We start from the raw sequence: 20,108 nt of genomic DNA, 5'->3' as shown, positions 1-20,108 counted from the left end.
AGGGGCTCAGGCCACCCGATCCAGCGCCTGGGTCAGCAGGGCGTTCAGCTCGCTGCGCAGGCCCACCACCTCCCCCATGATCATCAGCACGGGACTCTGCCCGAGCAGGGCCACGGCGGCCTCTGCCAGCATGGCCAGCCGGGTCTCATGCACCTGCTGCTGGGGGCTGCAACCGGCCACCACCAGCGCCACCGGCAGATCCGGCGAGGCACCGGCCGCCAGCAGTCCCTGCCGGATCTGCGCCGCCCGCTCCAGCCCCATGTAAAACACCAGGGTGTGGCCGGCCCGGGCCAGCCCCTGCCAGCCCTGATAGTCGCCCTCCTCCATCAGATGGCCCGTCACCAGGGTCAGAGAGCGGGCCAGCCCCCTGTGGGTCAGGGGGATCAGGCTGCTGGCGGCGCAGCCCAGCGCCGCCGTGATGCCGGGCACCAGCTCGGCGGCTATGCCGTGACGGGCCAGGTGCAGCGCCTCCTCCCCACCACGGCCAAATACCAGGGGATCGCCCCCCTTGAGCCGCACCACCCGCTTGCCAGTGCGGGCCAGCGCCAGCAGCAGGGCGTTGATCTGATCCTGGCTCGGGCTCGGCTCGCCGCAGCGCTTGCCCACGTCGAAACGGGCCGCGCCATGGGGAATGCGGGCCAGGATTTCGCTTCCCACCAGGCGGTCATAGATCACCACCTCCGCCGCCTCCAGCCGTTGCAGGGCGCGCAGGGTCAACAATTCGAGCGGGCCGGGACCGGCCCCTACCAGACTGACATGGCTCATCTCACACTCCTTGTATTTCTGCCCCCTAGAACCTGTTCACTGCCTGTCACGAGAGGCTGTCAGCAAGGTGAAGCGCAGCGCAGGAACCGGAGCGTATAGATATACGTGAGGATTCCGAGCAGCACATGAGCCTTGATCACGGCCTCACAGTAAGATCGTGTACAGGTTCTTAAGCTGAGGCGATAAAAACATGCTTAATCAATAGCTTGTCTATCTCTGGCAGGCAGGTGCCGCAGTTGCTGCCACAGCCGAGCAGGGCCTGCAGCCCCGCCAGCTCGCTCACCCCCTGCCGGGTGATGGCGTCGACGATGCGCAGCTCTGAGACCCGCAGGCAGGAGCAGACCAGTCGGCTATCCCCGGCCAGGGCCGCGCTCAGGGTCTGGCTCAGGGCTCCCGCCTGCAAGGGCGTGCCGAGCAGGCTGGCCAGCAGGTCGACCTTGATGTCTGGGCGCCGATCTCCCACCAGCAGCAGGCCCTCGATGCGATCCTGCACCAGCGCCACCGCGAGCCAGCCCTGCTTGAGCGGCAGCCGCAGCCAGCGGCCCGCCACCCCTAGCCGCTGCCACAGCGCCTGGGGCCCCTCCGACCAGGAGGCCAGCAGGGTGCAGTTGCCTTCGGGCAGGGGACGCCTGGCCCACCAGTCCACCGCCTCCCCCCAGGGTTGCTGACCGAGCCAGAGCCCCTGCCAGCGGGTTTGCTGCGGCTCGGCCATCACCCGCCCCTGCTTGAACATGGGCTGGCCCGAGAGGGGATCCACCACGGCGGCGATGAGGCGGTTGACCGCCCCCTGGCTGCACTGGCTGTCGGTCCAGTGCATGGGCAGGAAGGCCTCCCCCTCCCTCAGCCCCTCGTCCACCCCGATCAGCAGCCGTGCCTCACCGAGCCCGTTGCTCAACCGCACCAGATCCCCCTCGGCCAGCCCGAGCGCCAGCAGGCTGGCGGCGCCCACCCGCAGCTTGGGCCAGGGTTCGGCCTCCTGCAGGCGGGGCACGTGGCCGGTGCGGGTCATGGTGTGCCACTGATCCCGCAACCGACCGCTGTTAAGCAACAAGGAGAGGCCCGCCGGCTGCAGCACAGCTTTTGGCTCGGCGACGGCGACAGGTTCGGGGGGAAAGTGCTGGGCCAGCGGCAACAGCCGGGCCCGCCCATCCGGCGTGGAGAAGACCCCATCCTCGAACAGGCGGGCGCGGCCGCTGGGCCAGGCTGCGTTGACCGGCCAGCTCAGGGGTGCCAGCGCCTCGAATTCGGCCCGACTGAGGCGGGCCAGCCCCGAGATGTCGAACTGGCGTTGCCCCTCGTTCTCGAATCCCGACAGGGCCGCGTGTTCGCTGAAGATGTCGTGCTCGTGCTCATAGGCAAAGCCTTCGCCGAAGCCGAGCCGGCGGGCCAGCTGGGTCAGCGCCCACCAGTCGGGCCTGGCCTCCCCCGGCAGGGGCAAAAAGGCACGCTGGCGGCTGATGGTGCGCTCCGAGTTGGTGACCGTGCCGCTCTTCTCGCCCCAGGCGGCGGCGGGCAGCAGCAGGTGGGCGAGGCGCGCCGTGTCCGTGTCCGCCGTCACCTCGGAGACCACCAGCAGCTCGCAGCGGGCCAGCGCGTCGCGCACCCGGTTGCCGTCTGGCAGGGAGACGGCCGGGTTGGTGCCGAGCACCCAGAGCGCGCGTATCTCCCCGCGCGCCACCGCCTCGAACAGCGCCACCGCCTTGTGGCCCGGCCCGCGCACCATGGTCGGGCTCTGCCAGAAGCGCTGCACCCGGTCGCACTCGACCTCGCCAAAGCCCATGTGAGCCGCCAGCTGGGTCGCCAGCCCGCCCACCTCGCGCCCGCCCATGGCGTTCGGTTGCCCCGTCATGGAGAAGGGGGCCGCCCCCGGCTTGCCGATACGCCCGCACAGCAGGTGGGCGTTGATGATGGCGTTGGCCTTGTCCACCCCCTGATTGGACTGGTTGATCCCCTGGCAGAACAGGGTGACGGTTTTGGGGGTGCGGGCAAACAGCCGGTAGAAGCCGAGCAGATCCCCTGGCGCCAGGTCGCAGCTCTGGGCCACCGCCTCCAGCTGCCAGGCCGGATCGTCCAGCGCCGCCGCCAGCGCCTCGAAACCGCTCACATGGCGCGCCACGTAATCCTTGTCCCAACCGTCGTTATCGAGCAGATAACGGCACAGACCGTTCCACAGCGCCACGTCGCTGCCGGGTTTGAGGGCCAGGTGCAGATCCCCCTGCTCCGCCGTCATGGTGCGACGGGGGTCCAGCACCACCAGCTTGAGCTCGGGCCGCCGCGCCCGCGCCTGCTGCAGGCGGCGAAACAGCACAGGGTGGGTCCAGGCCGTGTTGGCCCCGGTGATCACCACCAGATCCGCCAGTTCCAGATCCTCGTAGCAGGCGGGCACCAGATCCTCGCCGAAGGCGCGCTGATGGGCCGCCACCGCCGACGACATGCAGAGCCGGGAGTTGGTATCCACGTTGGCGCTGCCCAGATACCCCTTCATCAGCTTGTTGGCAACGTAGTAATCCTCGGTGGTGAGCTGACCCGACAGGTAGATGCCGATGGCCGATGGCCCGGATTCGGCCAATATGGTGGCAAACCGGCTGGCCAGGGTATCGAGCGCCTGATCCCAGCCGATGCGCTGCCCCTGCCAGCGCGGATAGAGCAGACGGTCGGGAAAGTCGAGACTCTCCAGCAGGCTGGCCCCCTTGACGCAGAGGGCGCCCGCGTTGGCCGGATGCTGTTCATCCCCCTTCAGCTGCCAGCTTGCGCCCTCCCGGCTCAGCCGGATGCCGCACCCTACTCCACAATAGGCACAGGTGGTGTTCATTCCCTCGCTCCTTGTCGTCCGGCGACCCGGTTACGGGTTGCCTGATTGCCACGGCCCATAAAAAAGGCGTCCGCCCCTGATGGGGACGGACGCCTTTGTCCAGATGAGCCGCATTCACTCTCTCCAGGGATGACTGCAAACCCTGCGCCAAGATGTCAGCCCCTGCACCACTGCGACCAGGCAGGCAGTGGTTGCGCCGGGACGGTGCAATTGCCCCCTTCCGGGGCCCCGCCGAGCAAAAAGAGGCCACCGCCGGGTCAAGACGGAGCCTGCAAGCGGCGGCGCCCCCAGGCAAGCCTCGACATGCATGTCATGGGCAAAGCGCGAACCGGGAGTATAATGCGGCCGCCACAGAGGAGAACAAGATGAAAGAGTCAGGTTATGGCTGCCCAGAGCAGGCCGATCCACAGTCGCCAACGCAGGAGTCGCCGGGCTATTGCTGCATCGGACTGGTCAATCCCAAGTCACCGGAGAACGTGGGGGCCGTGATGCGCGCCGCCGGTTGCTATGGGGCGGACGAGGTCTACTACACGGGCAACCGCTTCGAGCTGGCACGCCGTTTTGCCACGGATACCAAGCAGATGGTGGACAAGATCCCCCTGCTCGGGGTCGATAACCTCATGGAGATAGTCCCGGCCGGGTGCGTCCCCGTGGTGGTGGATCTGATCGAGGGCGCCACATCGCTGCCGGATTATGTCCACCCGGAGCGGGCCTTCTATATCTTCGGCCCCGAGGATGGCACCCTGGATCCCGCCCGTTATGGCGCCGTGAAGGACGTAGTCTATGTACCGACACAAGGCTGCATGAACCTGGCCGCCTCGGTCAACGTGATCCTGTATGACCGCTTGGCCAAGCGCCTGCGGGCCGGGCTAACAGAGTAAAGTTGTAGTCTATGTAACCACACGGCAAGGCTGCATAAGCCTGGCCGCCTCGGTCAAGGTGATCCTGTATGACCGCTTGGAGAAACGCCTCCGTGCCGGGCTAACAGAGTAAAGCTGTGGTCTATGTGGCGACACGGCAAGGCTGCATAAGCCTGGCCGCCTCGGTCAAGATGATCCTCTATGACCGCTTGGCGAAACGCCTGCGGGCCGGCTTGTCATAACGGCGTCACTGCTCCCCTTACTTCTGCACCCTTTGTTCCAGCTCCTTGATAAAACCACGGTAGTAATCATGGAGTTGGTAACGGCGATAGATCTCGGCCAGGGTACCGCCCCGGATCAGCCGCACCATGCCCTGATCCCAGAGCTGTTGCAGACGCCCCCCTCGCTCGGTATCGGCAAAGATGGGGTAGGTCGGGATCCAGCGCAGGAAGGTGCGCTTCATGTTGGCGGGGATGGTATCGGCCGAGTAGAGCACACCTGCGGTCAGGTAATAGCGGTAGCGCTCCTTGGCCAGCAGCTGCAGCGCCATGTCGTGGCTGTCGATCTCGTGCCAGCGCATGTTGACCGGGATGTACTTGTCAAAGGCCCAGCCCCTCAGCCACAGCACTCCCTCTCCTTTCAAACTGGTTTCGCCAAGCCATTGGGGCTGCCACTTCTTGAGCATCAGCACGGTCAGATCGTCGGCCGAGGCGGGATAATCCGGCTGGCGCACACCGCTGACCTCATCCCGATAGACCCCCATCGCCATGTCTCCCCCTCTCTGCGCCACCACAGCCAGCGCCCGTTTGTAGGGCACTAGGTGCGGGATCACCTCATAGCCATGGGGCTGATAGATGGCCCTGACGATATCCAGATAGACACCCCGCCCATCCGGCTGGCAGAAGCCGGGCCAGTCATCGCAATAGACATGCAGGGGATCGGCCCGACCGGGCAGGGAAAACAGAAGAAGCAGCAACGACAGCAGCAGACGAACCATGTTTCACAATTTCCTCGGTGGCGATGTTTTCATCCGACGGATCAGCCAGCGCGATGAATGCACCCAAGCCATACCACATCATAAGAAGATATGGCGCTGAATCACCTCTTTTTCCCAGTTTTGAGAGCGAGTCGAGGGTTATTACCCTCTGAATGGGTATTATTGACAATAAGATTCATTAGTAGCCCAACCATAGGGGAGCCTTCATATGTCATCCATCAAAACCCTGCTCTGCCCCGTCGATTTTTCCCAGATGTCCCAGTCTGTGCTCGACTATGCGGTGTTCATGGCCCGGAGCCATCAGGCTGAACTCAAGCTGGTCCATGTGGTGGACCAACTGCACGGTTTCGACAGCTACAAGATCCTGCACATGACCGCCATCGAGATCACCCACGAGATGGAACGCCAGGCCAAGACCCAGCTGAAAGAGCTGGTCGCCAGCCTGCCCATTCCCGCTACCTTCGAGGTACGCTTCGGCCGCGCCGCCGACGAGATCGTCATTCAGGCGAAAGAGGAGAAGGTCGACCTGGTGGTCATGGGCAGCCACGGCCGCTCCGGCCTCAGCCACCTGCTGGTGGGCAGCGTCGCCGAATCCGTGGTGCGTCACGCCCCCTGCCCCGTGCTGGTCGTGCGTTAACGCCCGGCTCGTTCACCGCGTAACAGATAACAATAAGGCCAGCACTCGTGCTGGCCTTATGCATGGATGCGTGCACCTCAGCCGTGGGCATAGATGACGCTTCCCCCCTTGATGATGTCTATGATGGCCCTGGACTGCTCCTTGGGTAGCGCGGGGCAACCCCAGCTGCGGCCCAGCTTGTCATATTTGCGCAGGTGCCGCGGGCTGGCATAGTCGGCGCCGTGCACCACTATGGCACGCCTGCGGGCATTGCTGTTCTTGCCCGGGCTCAAGCCATCGAGGCGCAGCGAGTAGCCGTGCTTGCCCTGATAGGTCTCGGCGGTGCGATAGACGCCGAGGGAACTCTGCATGGAGTTGAGCTGGTTGGAAAACTGGCGGGCTGCCAGCTCACCCGAGTTGCGGCCGTGGCTGACCCAGGTGTGGTAGAGCAGCTTGTGGCGTTTCACGTCGATCACGAACAGTCGGCGCTGGGTCGAGGGTTTGCTGTAGTCGATGATGGTGAGTATGGGTTTGCGCTTGTGGCGCACGCTCTGATAACTGTTGATGGCCTGGCGAAACACCTGTTTGTCGAGCTTGCCTGCCAACCCCAGCTGGCGATAGAGATCCTGATCCCAACTGGCGTGGCTGCTGGTGCTGAAACAGAGCGCCCCCAGTAGCAGCGGCAAGCTCAACCAGAGCCATCCTGGCCGCGCAATCCAATCTGTTTGCTTCATCCTTGAATCTGCTCCCGTTTTTGTTGGTAGTGCAGTGTGCAAAATATCGCCACACCCTGCTGGATAGTTATATGCAAGCCCCTGATGGGGCGCAAGAAAAGAGCATAAAAATGCCGACCTGAGTCGGCATGGTTCCAGCAGGCGTTGGCAACGTCCTCAGGCACGGATCAGATAATCCGCCAATCCCACCCACTTGTAGCTGGTCAGCTCGGTCAGCCCCATGGGGCCGCGGGCGTGCAGCATCTGGGTCGAAACCGCCACCTCGGCACCCAGCCCGAACTGGCCACCGTCGGTGAAGCGGGTGGAGGCGTTGACGTAGACGGCGGCCGAACCGGCGCCATTGACGAACCGCTCGGCATTGCCCAGATCGTTGGTGAGGATGGCATCCGAGTGGCCGGCGTTATGCTCGCGCATGTGGGCCAGCGCCTCGTTCACGTCCACCACCAGCCGGACTCCCAGAGTCAACCCCAGCCATTCGGTATCAAAATCTTCCGGGCCCGCCTCGCGCAGCGTGTCGGCGCCAGCCAGCAACGCCATGGCGTTGGGGGCGGCCACCAGGGCCACCTTGCGCTCGTTCATCAGGCTGACCAGCTGCGGCAGCAGGGCGACGGCCACCTTTTCATGCACCAGCAGGGTATCGAGGGCGTTGCAGGCGGAGGGGCGCTGCACCTTGGCGTTGTCGATGACCGCCAGCGAGCGCGCCAGATCTGCGCTCTCGTCCACGAAGACATGGCTGATGCCAAAGCCGCCAATGATGACGGGGATGGAACTGTTCTCCTTGCACATCTTGTGCAGCCCGGCACCGCCACGGGGGATGATCATGTCCACGTAGCGATCGAGACGCAGCAGCTCGCCCACCAGCGCCCGATCCGGATTGTCTATGTACTGTACCGCATCGCGTGGCAGGCCGGAGGCGGCCAGCGCGCTCTGGATCACCCGCACCAGCTCCAGGTTGGAGTGGAAGGTCTCACGGCCACCGCGCAAGATGCTGGCGTTGCCCGTCTTGAGGCAGAGGCTGGCGATGTCGATGGTGACGTTGGGGCGCGCCTCGTAGATGACGCCTATGACACCGATGGGCACCCGGCGGCGAGAGAGGCGCAGGCCGTTCTCCAGCACCCGGCTGTCGATTTCGGCACCGACCGGATCATCCAGGGTGATCACCTTGCGCACGTCCGCCACTATCCCCGCCAGCCGGGCCGGGTTGAGCAGCAAGCGATCCAGCATGGCGTCCGACAGTCCGGCCTCACGGCCAGCCGCTATGTCCTTGTCGTTGGCGGCCAGGATCTGGTGGCTGCGCGCCTCCAGCTCATCGGCGATGGCGGCCAGCGCCCGGTTTTTCTGCGCCGTGCTGATGGTCGCCAGCTGATAGGCGGCTTCGCGGGCCGCCTGCCCCATTTTCTCCAGACTCATGATTTTGTCCCTTTCTGGGTGCCGCCTTACAGCAGCACCATATCATCTCTGTGAATGGCCACGGCACCATAGCCATAGCCCAATATCTGTTCTATCTGATCCGAGTGAACGCCCCGCAGCTTCTCCAGCTCCAGATGGTCGTAACGGCAGATGCCGCGGGCCAGCTCGACCCCCTTGGGATCGAGAATGCGCACCACGTCGCCGCGCACGAAATCCCCCTTCACTGAGACTATGCCCTTGGGCAGCAGGCTGGAGCCCTTCTCCTGCATGGCGGCCACGGCGCCCTGATCCACCTGGACTTCACCGTGCGGGGGCGGGCCGGCCAGGATCCAGCTCTTGCGCCCTTCCAGCGGCGAGGCCAGCGCCGGGAACAGGGTGCCGATGCGCTCGCCCTTGGCGAGACGGCCTATCACCTCCGGCATCTGGCCGGTGGCAATCACCACCTTGACCCCGGCCCGGCGCGCCACGTCGGCTGCCTGCAGCTTGGTCGCCATGCCACCGGTACCGAGGCCACCGACGCTGCCACCCGCCAGCTTGCGCAGTGTATCGTCTATGGTCTGCACCTCTTCGATCAGCTGGGCATCCGGATTGCTGCGCGGATCGGCGGTGAACAGGCCGGTCTGGTCGGTCAGCAGGATCAGCAAGTCGGCATCGGCCAGAATGGCGGCGCGGGCGGAGAGGTTGTCGTTGTCACCCACCTTGATCTCGGCGGTCGCCACGGCGTCGTTCTCGTTGATGACGGGAATGATGCGGTGATCGAGCAGGGTGCGCAGGGTATCGCGGGCATTGAGGTAACGCTCCCTGTCTTCCAGATCGGCGCGGGTCAGCAACATCTGGCCGATGTGCAGCCCATAGAGGTTGAACAGATCCTGCCATACCCGAATGAGCTGGGTCTGGCCAACCGCCGCCAGCATCTGCTTGTTGGGCAGGGTAGGCGCCAGCGGGGGGTGACCCAGATGTTCACGCCCGGCGGCGATGGCCCCCGAGGTGACCACCACGACCCTGTGGCCGTGACGGTGCAGGGCCGCACACTGTCTGACCAGCTCCACCATGTGGGCACGGTTAAGCTGGGAAGATCCCCCGGTGAGCACGCTGGTGCCCAGTTTGACGACTATGGTTCTGTTTTCCATGGGAGCAAGAAGGCTGAAAAGTAAGGAATCCCTTTATACCCACGGCCCTGTTGCCCTGCAAGGCAATTAAGCCCGCAAGCGCTGCGAGGACCAGGGAAGCTTGCCTTGTGGAGAGAGGCGGCAGGCTTGAAGAGAGAAATGGATAACGGGGGCAGCGAGACAAGATGGCCCTGCGAGTGAGTGGACGGCTCGCAGGGCATCAGTACATCAGGCGGCGGTGACGGTCAGCTCGTTGGTCACCTGCTCGGCAGGGGAGAGCCGACACTCAAGCGAGGTGAGCTTGTCACTGATGAGCTTGTAGAAGCGGTTGAGGGTACGATCGACTTCCACCTGATGCTTCTTCGGGATTGGCTTGTTGATCCAGGCCCCTTCCGCATTGTAGAAACCGACCTGGTAGTGATAGCTGAAGCTGTGATCCTGCTGCTCCAGCACCAGCCACCAGCCCCAGAACTCCCGCTTGTCCGGCGCCGGTTTGGCGCTGACGCAGACGGAGAGACAGTCGAAACGGTAGCGCCCCTCTTCACACAGATCTTCACGTAAATAGGGGCCAATCGCGGCAAACTGCCTCAGCAGTCGCTTGTAGGTCACTCTTTCTGACATGTTAACCTCCCTGTTGAACAAGCCACATCATCCTGGGATGACGTTATTTTTTTAGCGCTATATCATGTACATAGGTGCTTTTTAAGCCAGTCGACCATCTCTTTCAACGCCTCGTCATACACCTCCAGCAAGGGTTGCTTGTCGAACACCACCGCCTTGCCATTGCGGCTGGCGGACGCCAATGCCCGTACATCCTGCTCGGGACAAATAAAATCTTTCTTGTGTCCGATACTTAGTATCGGCACGGGAGTGCGAGTCCCCAGCAATCCTTGCGTCTTGAGGGAAAATACCTGGCACTTGGTACGCAGCGACTCCCACTGGGCCGCGTCGGCCCCCAGACGATTCGCCAGCCCGTCGCGCATCATGCGCGGGCAGCGGGCGAACATCTCCTGATTGGTGAACACCTGATTGACGCCCGCCCCTATGCAGACCACTGTCCTGAGCTTGAACGGCTCGATGAAGGCGAGGCGCGCCGCCACATTGCCCGCCAGACGAAAACCCACCATGGCGATGCGCTGATGATCGACCCAGGCCACCTCTGACAGGTGGTTCAGCACGGCCTGATGCAGCCGGCTGGTGTCTTGCACCAGTGGCCAGTGCTCGGCATAGCCGATGCCCGGCATATCCAGCGACAACATGCCGATGCCGTTGGGTTCCAGGCATTTGAGATAGAGGTTGAGGAAATCGACCTGCAACGAGTCGATGCCGCCGCTGACGATGACCAGGGGCACGGGTTTGTCCGTGGTCGGCAGATGCAGGTAGCCCTGAATGCTCTTGCCACGAAATGGCACCTGTATCTCTTTGAGGGGCACCTTGAACAGGCGGCCCGCCTCGCGGTAGGCCATGTTGCCGAGCAACTGGGCCTGATCCGCCAACTCGTCATTCTTCAGATGGGGATAACTGGCGATGGAGTAGTAACGCACCGCCCTGAGCAGATCCTTCAGGGCTGCCGCCGAGTCACCCTGCTCCACCAGGGCGCGGCCCTGATTGAAGTAACGGCCGGCCAGCTGGCTCCACTCATAGACCCAGTTGCCGGACACATAGCCCTTGATGGTATCCAGGTAACGCTCGTGGGTGCGTTCCCCTTTTCCCATGGCGATGCAGGCCAGCGTCTGTTCCACCTCGACCGGATCCGCCCCCTGCCAGGCCCAGGTTGGCCGGCGCAGCAGACGATACCAGCGCGACGACATGGAGCCATCGATAAAGGTCTCGTCCAGATTGGCATCTTGCTCTTCCACCGGGCTGCTGTTGGAGATCTCGGAGGTCTCCAGCACCTTCTTGACCCGGGTAAACAGCTTCTCGGTCAGGTTAAGGTCGTCGTTCAAGTCCAAAGTAATTACTCATACGGTCAGGCAATGGCTCCATCTTAACCACTTTTCCCGCCCGGCAGCCAGTTGCACCACAAAAAAACAGGGCTCCATATAGGAGCCCTGTGAAGCTGATTCAGTGCTTACTCTTCGTCGCAGATAGGCTGGGCAAACTCCAGCGCCATGTCCCAGGGCTGTTCGATCCAGGTGTCCTGCGGGATGGCGACTTCGAAGTCATCCAGCAGCTGCTCACCCATGGGCTTGGCGAAGATGGCGATGAACTTGGCCTTGGGGTAGAGCTCGCGGATCGCCTTGGCGGTAGTACCTGTGTCCACCAGATCTTCTACCACCAGCCAGCCTTCGCCATCACCGGCCGTGGTCGCCGCTTTGACGACCACCAGCTCGCGCTGGCTGTTGTGGTCGTAGCTGGAGATGCACAGGGTTTCGACATTACGGATGCCAAGTTCGCGGGCCATCAGCGCGGCCGGTACCAGACCACCACGGCTGACCGCTATGATCCCTTTCCACTGGCTGACAGGCAGTTGACGACGGGCCAGACGGCGCGCTTCACGTTGCAGGTTATCCCACGACACGTAGAATTTTTTTGGCATGTTATCGATCTCGAAGAGTTATATAAAACAATTACTTAAAAATAATCACCTCGCGTTTTCACGCGCGGCTGAGTCAATGCTGGCGCCCCTGCTTCCCGAATTCGGCTTGCACGTTGGCGGCCTCAGGGCTGGTACCTCGGCAGCAAAAACAGATGCAATGAAAGCAGGATGGGCATAGCTGGCGGCCATGTCGTTTGGAGGAAAGACCGCAGACAGGCTGTTGGGCCGGCATGATAGCATCGTTTGCGGATAAATTGACTGGCAAACGTATGCGAAATGCAGGAAAAAGCGTCCCGGCCCCCTGCCATCCCGCCCGGCGTCAGGCATATGCCCACGCTTCACCACACCCGTTCCCGCCCGTTGCAGATAAAAAAATAGCAGGGGGAGGATGACATCCTCACTCACCTGCTGCTTCACATCTTGCTGCTTGTCCCCGGCGGGGCGCCCCTGCTTAGCGGTAAGCGAAGGGATTCGGGTAGCTATAACCCTGGGTGTAGAGCGATTGGGCAAACCAATAGGTTGAATTGCTGCCTGACATAGTAAAACTCCTGATTGCTTAACAAGTTACGTACCTTTATGCGGGCTCAGATCCTTGAACAGACACTCGGTTCCATGGAGGCGCACTTGCTTTGCTTCGGTTCCCTGGAGGCATTCATCGTCATCCTGACGGGTGGCGAACCACGGCCACCAATTTACCAGCCGGCGCCATAAACACAATGTTTTTGTGACGTACATCACACAATTTCTTTTGTGCTGGGCATTGTCACCTCAACCTCGGCTGTACGCTGCGAACAACCCGATTACCAGCACAAGCCGCGCGCAATTTGCGCTGATCGCTCACATTTTTGTGTGATTGACTGTATTATCGTTATCCTCTTCCTCGGCCCTCTGGGCCCGGTCAATTTCCGTGCTGGTAAGGAGTCCCGACGTGGCACAGCTTAGTTCTCTCTCTCCCCAACTGATTTGGCATTTCTTCGAACAGATCTGCTCCATCCCCCACCCTTCCAAGCACGAAGCCCGTTTAAGCGCCTGGATAGTCGAGTGGGCCCAGGGGGAAGGCCTGGCGGTCAAGCAAGACGCCGTCGGCAACATCATCATCAAGAAACCGGCCACGCCGGGGATGGAAAACCGCAAGGGTGTGGTACTGCAGGCCCATATCGACATGGTGCCCCAGGCCAACGCCGACACCCAGCATGACTTCACCCAGGATCCCATCGATGCCTATATAGACGGTGACTGGGTGACTGCCCGCGGCACCACCCTGGGCGCCGACAACGGCATGGGCATGGCCGGCTGCCTGGCCGTGCTGGCCGACAAAAACCTCAAGCACGGTCCGCTGGAAGTGCTGCTGACCACGGACGAAGAGACCGGCATGACGGGCGCGTTCGGGCTGGAAGCGGGTTGGCTGGAAGGCGAGATCCTGCTCAACACCGACTCCGAAGAGGATGGCGAGGTCTACATGGGCTGCGCCGGCGGGGTGGATGCCAATATCCGCTTCCCGCTGGAGCAGGTCGCCGCCACCGAGGGCGAAGGGTTCGAGCTGCAGGTGAAGGGGCTGCGTGGCGGTCACTCCGGCGTCGATATCCACCGCGGTCGTGGCAACGCCAACAAGCTGCTGGTGCGCCTGCTGAAAGCGGCCGAGCCGCTGGGCCTGCGTCTGGCCGAAATCCACGGCGGCACCCTGCGCAACGCCATCCCGCGCGAAGCCCGTGCCAAGCTGCTGGTGCCCGCTGCCCACGTCAATGAATTCAAGGCCCTGGTCGACCGCTATGCCGGCATCTACCAGAGCGAGCTGGCAGCCACCGAAGCCAACCTGACAGTGCTGCTCACCGCTCAGGAGAAACCGGCCAAGCTGATGAGCGAAACCCTGCAGACACGCCTGCTGGACTCCCTGATGGCCTGCCCGAACGGCGTGATGCGCATGAGCGATGCCATTCCTGGCGTCACCGAGACCTCCACCAACCTCGGCGTCATCAAGACGCTCGACGGCGAGGTGTATGTGCAGTGCCTGATCCGCTCCCTCATCGACTCCGGTCGCGAGAGCGTCGAGCAGATGACCCGCTCCCTGTTCAATCTGGCCGGTGCCAGCTGCGAATTTACCGGCGCCTATCCTGGCTGGGCACCGGACGTGGACTCCCCCGTGATGGCGCTGGTACGCAACAGCTACCAGACCCTGTTCGGCGAGATGCCCAACGTCATGGTGATCCACGCAGGCCTGGAGTGCGGCCTGTTCAAGAGCGCCTATCCGGACTGGGACATGGTCTCCTTCGGCCCGACCATACGCGGTGCCCACTCGCCAGACGAGAAGGTACACATCCCGGCGGTCGAGCGCTTCTGGCAACTGCTGGTGCACGTGCTGGAGCAGATCCCGGCCAAATAAGGTGCCGATTCCTCTGTACTTGCAGTCGACCTGATGCATACCCCGCCAAGTGCGGGGTATTTTTTTGCACGCATGTGGCCGCCACCGCCATGCACGCCTGGCTCCTGAGGGTCGCCTTCCTTTCAATACCCTGGCCTTTCATCTGCCCATCAGGACTCACTTCCGGCTCGCCATTGTGCCCTGAGTGGCTCTGAAACCGTCTCCATGAACAGAACTGGGTTTGAAAACCCTTTCCATGATTTATGTAAATTTACCACACAAAAAGTTGATCCAGCTCACATAAGGCCATAGGATCAAATTGTGACACAGGTCACACACTACAACTAGATAACAGAGCGATGAGGTGAATATATGTTTGAGAACCTGGCAGTACTGTTCCACCTTAAGGGTGCAACCAGCAAGAAAGGCGCCGTAGAGAAAGACACCTACGCCCCGTCAACCCGTGAGTATTACTTCCGTTACGGTGCCTGATGCATCGGAGAAAGAGATCTAACGTAGTAAAATTACACACATCATAATCATTGCAACAGCCATCCCCTCTCGGGGCCGCTGTCCTGCCCTGGCCAGATGTTCCACGGCCAAACCTGAACTCCAACCATGAAGATGGGGCCCACAGGCCCCATTTTTTTACTGCTTGTCTCCCGTGCCACTCTGTTGCGATGCGGACACCGGCATCATATCGCCTTTCCCAGAGGCACAGCCTCCGCCTCCGCCAGGGGGAAGTGGCAGGCCACCTGATGAGCCGCCCCGTCACAGATATGCAGGCTCGGCGCAGTATGACGGCACAGATCCGTGGCATAGGGGCAACGCTGGTGAAAGTGGCAGCCGCTCGGCGGCGAGATGGGGGACGGCACATCGCCCGTCAGCAGTATGCGCTGGTTGCGACGGCGCGGATCCGGCACAGGAATGGCCGAGATGAGTGCCTGGGTATAGGGGTGGCGTGGCGCCAGATAGAGCGATTGAGCCTCCGCCAGCTCGACGATCCGTCCCAGATACATCACAGCAATGCGATCCGAGATGTGTTTCACCACCGACAGGTCGTGGGCGATGAAGATGATGGCCAGGTTCATCTCCCGCTGCAGGCTGAGCAGCAGGTTGATAATCTGGGACTGCACCGAGACATCGAGGGCCGACACAGCTTCGTCGCACACCAGCAGCTTGGGCTTGAGGGCGATGGCCCGGGCGATACCGATACGCTGACGCTGACCGCCGGAAAATTCATGGGGGTAGCGATCCACCGCACTCTTCGGCAGGCCCACCTTGTCCAGCAGCTCCAGCACCCAGGCTCGCCGCTGCTCAGTGTTGCCCTTGCCGTGGATGATGAAGGGCTCCTCCAGGATCTGGCCGACCGTGTGGCGGCTGTTGAGGGATTCTGCAGGATCCTGAAACACTATCTGCATCTCCTGGCGCAGAGAGCGCATCTCCCGGGGCGAGAGATGGGTGATGTCCCGCCCCTCGAAGCTTATCTGGCCTGCGGTCGGCTCGAACAGCTTGAGCAGGGTACGGCCCAGGGTGGACTTGCCACAACCTGACTCCCCCACCAGCCCCAGCGTCTCCCCCTGTTTGAGGTCGAAAGTGATGCCATCCACCGCATAGACACGATACTTCTTGCGCAGGAAACCACCGCCAAGCTGGAAGTGCTGTTTCAAATCCCGCACGGACAACAACGCCGTCATATCGTCAACTCCTTCCAGTGATGGCAGGCCACCCCATGCCGGGCACCGAGCTGCTCGGTCGCCGGAATGACTCTTATGCAGAGGTCGGTGGCGTGGGGGCAGCGATTGGAGAAGCGGCAACCCGCTGGCATCTCATGCAGAGCGGGCACCTGACCCTTGATGGTCTTGAGCAGGCTCTTGGGGACATCTTCCAGTCGCGGGATCGAGCTCATCAAGCCATGAGTATAGGGATGGCGCGGGTGGTCAAACAGCTCATAGACATCCGCCTGCTCCACCGCGCGACCGGCATACATCACCACCACCTCGTCGCACAGCTCGGCCACCACACCGAGATCGTGGGTGATGAAGATGATGGCCATGCCGGTCTGGGCCTGCAGCTCCTTCATCAGCTCCAGGATCTGAGCCTGAATGGTGACATCCAGCGCCGTGGTCGGCTCGTCGCAGATGAGCAAATCCGGCTCGCAGGAGAGCGCCATGGCGATCATCACCCGCTGGCGCATGCCGCCGGAGAGGTTGTGAGGATAGACGGCAAAGCGCTGGGCCGGCTCCGGGATCCCCACCTTCTGCAGCATGGCGATGGCCGCGGCTTTGCGCTGGGCCCGGTTGTAATCGGGTCTGTGCAGGCCGAACACCTCCATCAGCTGATCGCCCACCGTCTGCACCGGGTTGAGCGCCGTCATCGGCTCCTGAAAGATCATGGAGATGCGGTTGCCGCGCACCTTGTACATCTGATCCGGCGCCAGGGTGAGCAGATCCTCTCCCTGAAAGCGGATGGAGCCAGCCACCACCTGACCGTGGGGCTTGGGCAGCAGCCCCATGATGGCGAGCGAGGTGACGCTCTTGCCACAGCCGGACTCACCGACGATACCTAAGGTCTGGCCCGGGGCCACCTTGAAGCTGACCCCGTCGAGCACCTTGATCTTGCCGTCGTCGACGGAAAACTCCACCTCGAGATCGCTTACCTCAAGAATGGGGGCCTGGTTCTGGCCATTATCAGCGGTGAACTTCACCCCGTTATCCGGTACGTCGAGGATGGGGGCCTGTGTGTTGGACATGACTGCTGCTCCCTGCTCAATGGCATCAATGATGTGCATAGGTCTTGTCGAGCAGGGTGATGGGCGCCAGCGCCTCGTCCGCGTCCTTGGCTTTCAAGGTCGCTTCCTTCACCTTGGGATCGAGCCAGAGCAGACCGCCGCTACTGTGGGGATAGCCATCCATGGGCCAGTAGAGCAGATCCGGCGTGTTCTTGGTGGCGGGCACCTCGGGCAGCATCACATGGCGCCAGCTGCTGGCCCGCACATAGTTGAGCTGCACCCCGGGCACGAAGATGGCGAGATCATAGATCCGCTGCTGGATCTGTTGTGAGAGTTTGGCCCGCGTGTCCATGTCGAATTCGACGTTGTAGGCGTCGATCAGCGCGTCCAGCTCCTTGTCCGCCACGTTGAACAGGTTGTTGGTCTGCGGCTTGTTGGCGTTGGCGGAGTGGAACGACTCCCAATACTGTGGGTAGAGACCACCGCCAGCCCAGCCCATCCAGGCCGCCTCGTGTTTCTTCTCCAGCATCACCTTGAAGCCGGTGGCGCCATCCACCAGATTGAGCTCCAGATCCAGACCCGCTTTCTTGGCCTCTTCTTTTAGCACTGTCAGTCGCTTGGAGTGCTCCTGACTGGTATAGGTGAGCGCCAGCGTCAGTCGCTCGCCCTTGTCATTTTGCAAAATGCCGTCCGGCCCCGGCTTGGCGTAGCCGCCCTTGGCAAAGTACTCCCGCGCCTTGCCGATGTCATAGGCCCGCTCCGGCAGCTGGATGTCGGTGAACTCGCCAAAACCCGAGCCGAAGGTGGTGGCTCTGTCATAGTCGCCACGCAGCACGGTTTCGATCATCTTGTCGATGTTGAAGGCTTGCTGGATGCCGAGCCGCACGTTGAGGTCAGCCAGCTTGGGATTGGCCACATTGAGGTGCAGCCCCTGACCGCCCTGCTTGGTGTCTGTCATGGCCATCACCTTCTGCACGTACCCCTTCTTGTACTCCGGGGTGACCGCTTTTTCATGCCACCAGTTGGGCAGTATCATCTCGAAGGTATCCAGCTCCCCTTTCAGGAAGTGACGGAAGGCGATGTTGTGGTCGCGGATCACCTGCACCTTGATGGTGTCGAGGTTGAATCTGTGCTGGTTGTAGCGATCGTCCTTTGCCCACCAACCCTGCTGCTTGCTGAAGGTGACCGACTTGCCCTTCTTGACGTCGCTGATCACATAGGGGCCAGTGGTGGGTGCTATAGCCCAGTTGTACTGCTTCACCCAGTTGGGGGTCAGCTTGTAGTAGTGCCTGGGCTGAGGGTACAGCTCTGTGGTGTTGAGCAGATCCAGCTTGGCCTTGCGGTTGCCCGTTTTGACCAGAATGGTGTGGTCATCGATCTTCTCTACCGCCACCACTTCGGTGGTGTAGTAGTTGTTGTACCAAGGGGCGCGGATTTCTTTTGAGCGCATCATCTCGTAGCCGAAGGTGTAGTCGTCGGCATTGACCGGCTTGCCGTCGGACCATTTGGCCCGCGGATCCAGCTTGAAGTAGACGGTCTGATTGTCTGGCGCTATGGCCCAGTGGGTGGCCAGCGAGGGTATGGGGTTGCCGGTATTGGGGTGGAAGCTGATGAGCCGCAACTGGTTGTCCTGAATAAAGGAGCGGAATGCACCGTTGGAGTCGGGCCCCACGGTGCGGAACGTCAGCGGAAAGCTGTCGACAAACATGTTGAGGCTGCCGCCCGGCAGCGCCTTGGGGGAGGCGAACACAGGATCCGTGTCGTTGGTCTCCCATTTGAGATCCGCAGGCAGGCTGGCCGCCCACACCCAGGATCCGTTCACCAGCACAAAGAGAGCACCTATCCATTTGATTTTATTTTTCATGTTTGACTTCCAGGTCTGGCCCCTGCACTGGGGGCTTCTCAATTAAGGGTTGGATACACACGGCGATGAAGCATGCCGCGTGTCACTGATAACGGGTAAATTTGCGCGGGTCGAACGCCTCGCGGATCGCCTCGCCGATGAAGGAGACCATGATCAGCACCAGACTCACCGCCGCGACGACCGAGCTGACGATCCAGATGGCATCCAGGTTGTTGATGCCCTGGGAGAGCAGCTCGCCCCAGCTCGGAGTCGGTGGTGCCAGCCCGAAGCCCAGATAGTCCAGCGCCGTCAGGGTCGAGATATTGCCCACCACGGCGAACGGTGCCAGGGTGACTATCATCATCAGGGTATTGGGCAGTATGTGGTTGAAGATGATCCGTTTGGTGCTCGCCCCTTGCGCCCGCGCCGCCATCACATAGTCCCGCGCCCGCTCCTTGTAGGTGAGGGTGCGCATGTACCAGGTGATCCCCATCCAGCCGAACAGCACGTTGATGCCAACAAACAGGCCGAAGTTCGGCTTGGCCAGCGACACCAGGATCATGATGACGTAGAGAAACGGCACCTGGGACCAGATCTCGATAAAGCGTTGCAGGATGAGGTCAAACCGCCCGCCGAGAAAACCCATCATGCAGCCTATGCTGACCCCGATGGCATAGCTGGCCGCCAACGCGATAAAGGCAAAGCCGATGGCAATGCGAAAGCCATACACCAGCCGCGCCAGCACGTCACGGCCGCTGGTGTCGGTGCCGAGGAAGTGGCGCTCCTCGGCGCTGGGGGCGTAGGGCGGATAGGCATCCTGCTTGAAATCCTGCTCATAGGGGTTCCAGGGCACAGGGGGCAGCAGCACCCAGTCGCCCTTGCCTTCCTCTGCGAATTTGGCCTTCAGCTGGCGGTAGTTGGTCTCGTACTCGTAATCGAGCCCGAAGTGCTGGCCCGGGATCACGTCGCCATAGGTGGGGAAGTGGAGCTGGCCCTGATAGCTCACCATCAGCGCCCGGCTGTTGACCAGCAGCTCCGCCAGCAGGGAGAGCAGCACCAGGGTGGTAAAGATGACAAAGGAGTAGTAGCCGCGTTTTATCGACTTGAAACGCTTGAGTTTTTTTAAGGTGACCGGGTTCATGTTCACTCTCCAAACCGTACGCGGGGGTCAACAGAAGGTGCAACGCAGATATCGGAGACGATATGGCGTGATATCAACATCGGCATGACAAGAGAGATAGGGTTCATGCTCACTCTCCAAACCGTACGCGGGGGTCAACAGAAGGTGCAACGCAGATATCGGAGACGATATGGCGTGATATCAGCATCGGCA

At 61.8% G+C, this 20,108-nt stretch carries 16 protein-coding genes; 3 read left to right on the top strand and 13 right to left on the bottom strand.

Annotation, left to right across the window (positions count from 1 at the left end; genetic code table 11):
• Positions 1 to 6 precede the first annotated feature (6 nt).
• Positions 7 to 765 carry a uroporphyrinogen-III C-methyltransferase gene (gene cobA / locus IU367_RS04320; protein ID WP_098982629.1) on the bottom strand — a complete coding sequence of 253 codons (759 nt, stop codon included), beginning with the start codon at positions 763 to 765 and terminating at the stop codon, positions 7 to 9.
• A 169-nt stretch (positions 766 to 934) separates the two neighbouring features.
• A complete protein-coding gene (locus IU367_RS04315; protein WP_274453520.1) occupies positions 935 to 3,577 on the bottom strand; it encodes a nitrate reductase in 2,643 nt (880 codons plus the stop codon).
• Between the two features lie 365 nt (positions 3,578 to 3,942).
• Between IU367_RS04315 and IU367_RS04310 the strand changes: the two genes are divergently transcribed.
• Complete coding sequence (locus IU367_RS04310) at positions 3,943 to 4,458, top strand: RNA methyltransferase (protein WP_098982624.1); 516 nt, start codon at positions 3,943 to 3,945, stop codon at positions 4,456 to 4,458.
• Positions 4,459 to 4,696: 238 nt separating this feature from the next.
• Here the strand turns inward: IU367_RS04310 and IU367_RS04305 are convergent, their stop codons facing one another.
• Positions 4,697 to 5,434 carry a type 2 periplasmic-binding domain-containing protein gene (locus tag IU367_RS04305; protein ID WP_241278624.1) on the bottom strand — a complete coding sequence of 246 codons (738 nt, stop codon included), beginning with the start codon at positions 5,432 to 5,434 and terminating at the stop codon, positions 4,697 to 4,699.
• A gap of 208 nt (positions 5,435 to 5,642) precedes the next feature.
• Between IU367_RS04305 and IU367_RS04300 the strand changes: the two genes are divergently transcribed.
• Complete coding sequence (locus IU367_RS04300) at positions 5,643 to 6,071, top strand: universal stress protein (protein WP_043138135.1); 429 nt, start codon at positions 5,643 to 5,645, stop codon at positions 6,069 to 6,071.
• Positions 6,072 to 6,148: 77 nt separating this feature from the next.
• Here the strand turns inward: IU367_RS04300 and IU367_RS04295 are convergent, their stop codons facing one another.
• The 6 genes from IU367_RS04295 to gpt all read right to left on the bottom strand — a co-directional run bounded on the left by IU367_RS04295 (position 6,149) and on the right by gpt (position 11,842).
• Positions 6,149 to 6,784 carry a murein L,D-transpeptidase catalytic domain family protein gene (locus tag IU367_RS04295; RefSeq protein WP_043138133.1) on the bottom strand — a complete coding sequence of 212 codons (636 nt, stop codon included), beginning with the start codon at positions 6,782 to 6,784 and terminating at the stop codon, positions 6,149 to 6,151.
• Positions 6,785 to 6,940: 156 nt separating this feature from the next.
• Complete coding sequence (locus tag IU367_RS04290) at positions 6,941 to 8,194, bottom strand: glutamate-5-semialdehyde dehydrogenase (RefSeq protein WP_274453519.1); 1,254 nt, start codon at positions 8,192 to 8,194, stop codon at positions 6,941 to 6,943.
• 26 nt (positions 8,195 to 8,220) lie between these two features.
• Positions 8,221 to 9,324, bottom strand: coding sequence for a glutamate 5-kinase (proB, locus tag IU367_RS04285; protein WP_043138127.1), 1,104 nt, complete (start codon positions 9,322 to 9,324; stop codon positions 8,221 to 8,223).
• Between the two features lie 207 nt (positions 9,325 to 9,531).
• Positions 9,532 to 9,924 carry a sigma factor-binding protein Crl gene (gene crl, locus IU367_RS04280; RefSeq protein WP_043138124.1) on the bottom strand — a complete coding sequence of 131 codons (393 nt, stop codon included), beginning with the start codon at positions 9,922 to 9,924 and terminating at the stop codon, positions 9,532 to 9,534.
• Between the two features lie 62 nt (positions 9,925 to 9,986).
• Positions 9,987 to 11,255, bottom strand: a complete 1,269-nt coding sequence (frsA, locus tag IU367_RS04275; protein WP_043138123.1) for an esterase FrsA — start codon at positions 11,253 to 11,255, stop codon at positions 9,987 to 9,989.
• Positions 11,256 to 11,374: 119 nt separating this feature from the next.
• Positions 11,375 to 11,842 (bottom strand): xanthine phosphoribosyltransferase, encoded by a 468-nt coding sequence (gene gpt / locus IU367_RS04270; RefSeq protein ID WP_042866764.1) that lies wholly within the window; start codon positions 11,840 to 11,842, stop codon positions 11,375 to 11,377.
• Between the two features lie 928 nt (positions 11,843 to 12,770).
• Here gpt and IU367_RS04265 point away from each other — a divergent pair.
• Positions 12,771 to 14,222 (top strand): aminoacyl-histidine dipeptidase, encoded by a 1,452-nt coding sequence (locus IU367_RS04265; protein ID WP_274453518.1) that lies wholly within the window; start codon positions 12,771 to 12,773, stop codon positions 14,220 to 14,222.
• Between the two features lie 674 nt (positions 14,223 to 14,896).
• On the opposite strand, the gene IU367_RS04260 is transcribed toward IU367_RS04265, so the two are convergent.
• From IU367_RS04260 to IU367_RS04245, 4 genes are all read right to left on the bottom strand, one after another.
• On the bottom strand, positions 14,897 to 15,898 hold the full coding sequence (locus IU367_RS04260) for an ABC transporter ATP-binding protein (RefSeq protein ID WP_098982605.1): 1,002 nt from the start codon (positions 15,896 to 15,898) through the stop codon (positions 14,897 to 14,899).
• Complete coding sequence (locus tag IU367_RS04255; RefSeq protein ID WP_098982603.1) at positions 15,895 to 16,953, bottom strand: ABC transporter ATP-binding protein; 1,059 nt, start codon at positions 16,951 to 16,953, stop codon at positions 15,895 to 15,897. The genes IU367_RS04260 and IU367_RS04255 overlap by 4 nt, the downstream gene beginning before the upstream one ends.
• Before the next feature lie 25 nt (positions 16,954 to 16,978).
• Complete coding sequence (locus tag IU367_RS04250) at positions 16,979 to 18,796, bottom strand: extracellular solute-binding protein (protein ID WP_098982600.1); 1,818 nt, start codon at positions 18,794 to 18,796, stop codon at positions 16,979 to 16,981.
• Positions 18,797 to 18,878: 82 nt separating this feature from the next.
• The gene (locus IU367_RS04245) at positions 18,879 to 19,922 is read right to left on the bottom strand and encodes an ABC transporter permease (protein ID WP_172955286.1); all 1,044 of its coding nucleotides are present in this window, start codon (positions 19,920 to 19,922) and stop codon (positions 18,879 to 18,881) included.
• Positions 19,923 to 20,108: the final 186 nt, after the last annotated feature.

This window comes from Aeromonas bestiarum, assembly GCF_028751155.1.
Taxonomy (GTDB): domain Bacteria; phylum Pseudomonadota; class Gammaproteobacteria; order Enterobacterales; family Aeromonadaceae; genus Aeromonas; species Aeromonas bestiarum.
The sequence above is the reverse complement of the archived record's forward strand: the minus strand, read 5'-3'. Positions and strand labels throughout refer to the sequence as shown.

Coding starts and splice junctions, on each gene's coding strand:
- cobA (WP_098982629.1), bottom strand. CDS start 765: ATGAGCCATGTCAGTCTGGTAGGGGCCGGTCCCGGCCCGCTCGAATTG.
- IU367_RS04315 (WP_274453520.1), bottom strand. CDS start 3,577: ATGAACACCACCTGTGCCTATTGTGGAGTAGGGTGCGGCATCCGGCTG.
- IU367_RS04310 (WP_098982624.1), top strand. CDS start 3,943: ATGAAAGAGTCAGGTTATGGCTGCCCAGAGCAGGCCGATCCACAGTCG.
- IU367_RS04305 (WP_241278624.1), bottom strand. CDS start 5,434: ATGGTTCGTCTGCTGCTGTCGTTGCTGCTTCTTCTGTTTTCCCTGCCC.
- IU367_RS04300 (WP_043138135.1), top strand. CDS start 5,643: ATGTCATCCATCAAAACCCTGCTCTGCCCCGTCGATTTTTCCCAGATG.
- IU367_RS04295 (WP_043138133.1), bottom strand. CDS start 6,784: ATGAAGCAAACAGATTGGATTGCGCGGCCAGGATGGCTCTGGTTGAGC.
- IU367_RS04290 (WP_274453519.1), bottom strand. CDS start 8,194: ATGAGTCTGGAGAAAATGGGGCAGGCGGCCCGCGAAGCCGCCTATCAG.
- proB (WP_043138127.1), bottom strand. CDS start 9,324: ATGGAAAACAGAACCATAGTCGTCAAACTGGGCACCAGCGTGCTCACC.
- crl (WP_043138124.1), bottom strand. CDS start 9,924: ATGTCAGAAAGAGTGACCTACAAGCGACTGCTGAGGCAGTTTGCCGCG.
- gpt (WP_042866764.1), bottom strand. CDS start 11,842: ATGCCAAAAAAATTCTACGTGTCGTGGGATAACCTGCAACGTGAAGCG.
- IU367_RS04260 (WP_098982605.1), bottom strand. CDS start 15,898: ATGACGGCGTTGTTGTCCGTGCGGGATTTGAAACAGCACTTCCAGCTT.
- IU367_RS04255 (WP_098982603.1), bottom strand. CDS start 16,953: ATGTCCAACACACAGGCCCCCATCCTCGACGTACCGGATAACGGGGTG.
- IU367_RS04250 (WP_098982600.1), bottom strand. CDS start 18,796: ATGAAAAATAAAATCAAATGGATAGGTGCTCTCTTTGTGCTGGTGAAC.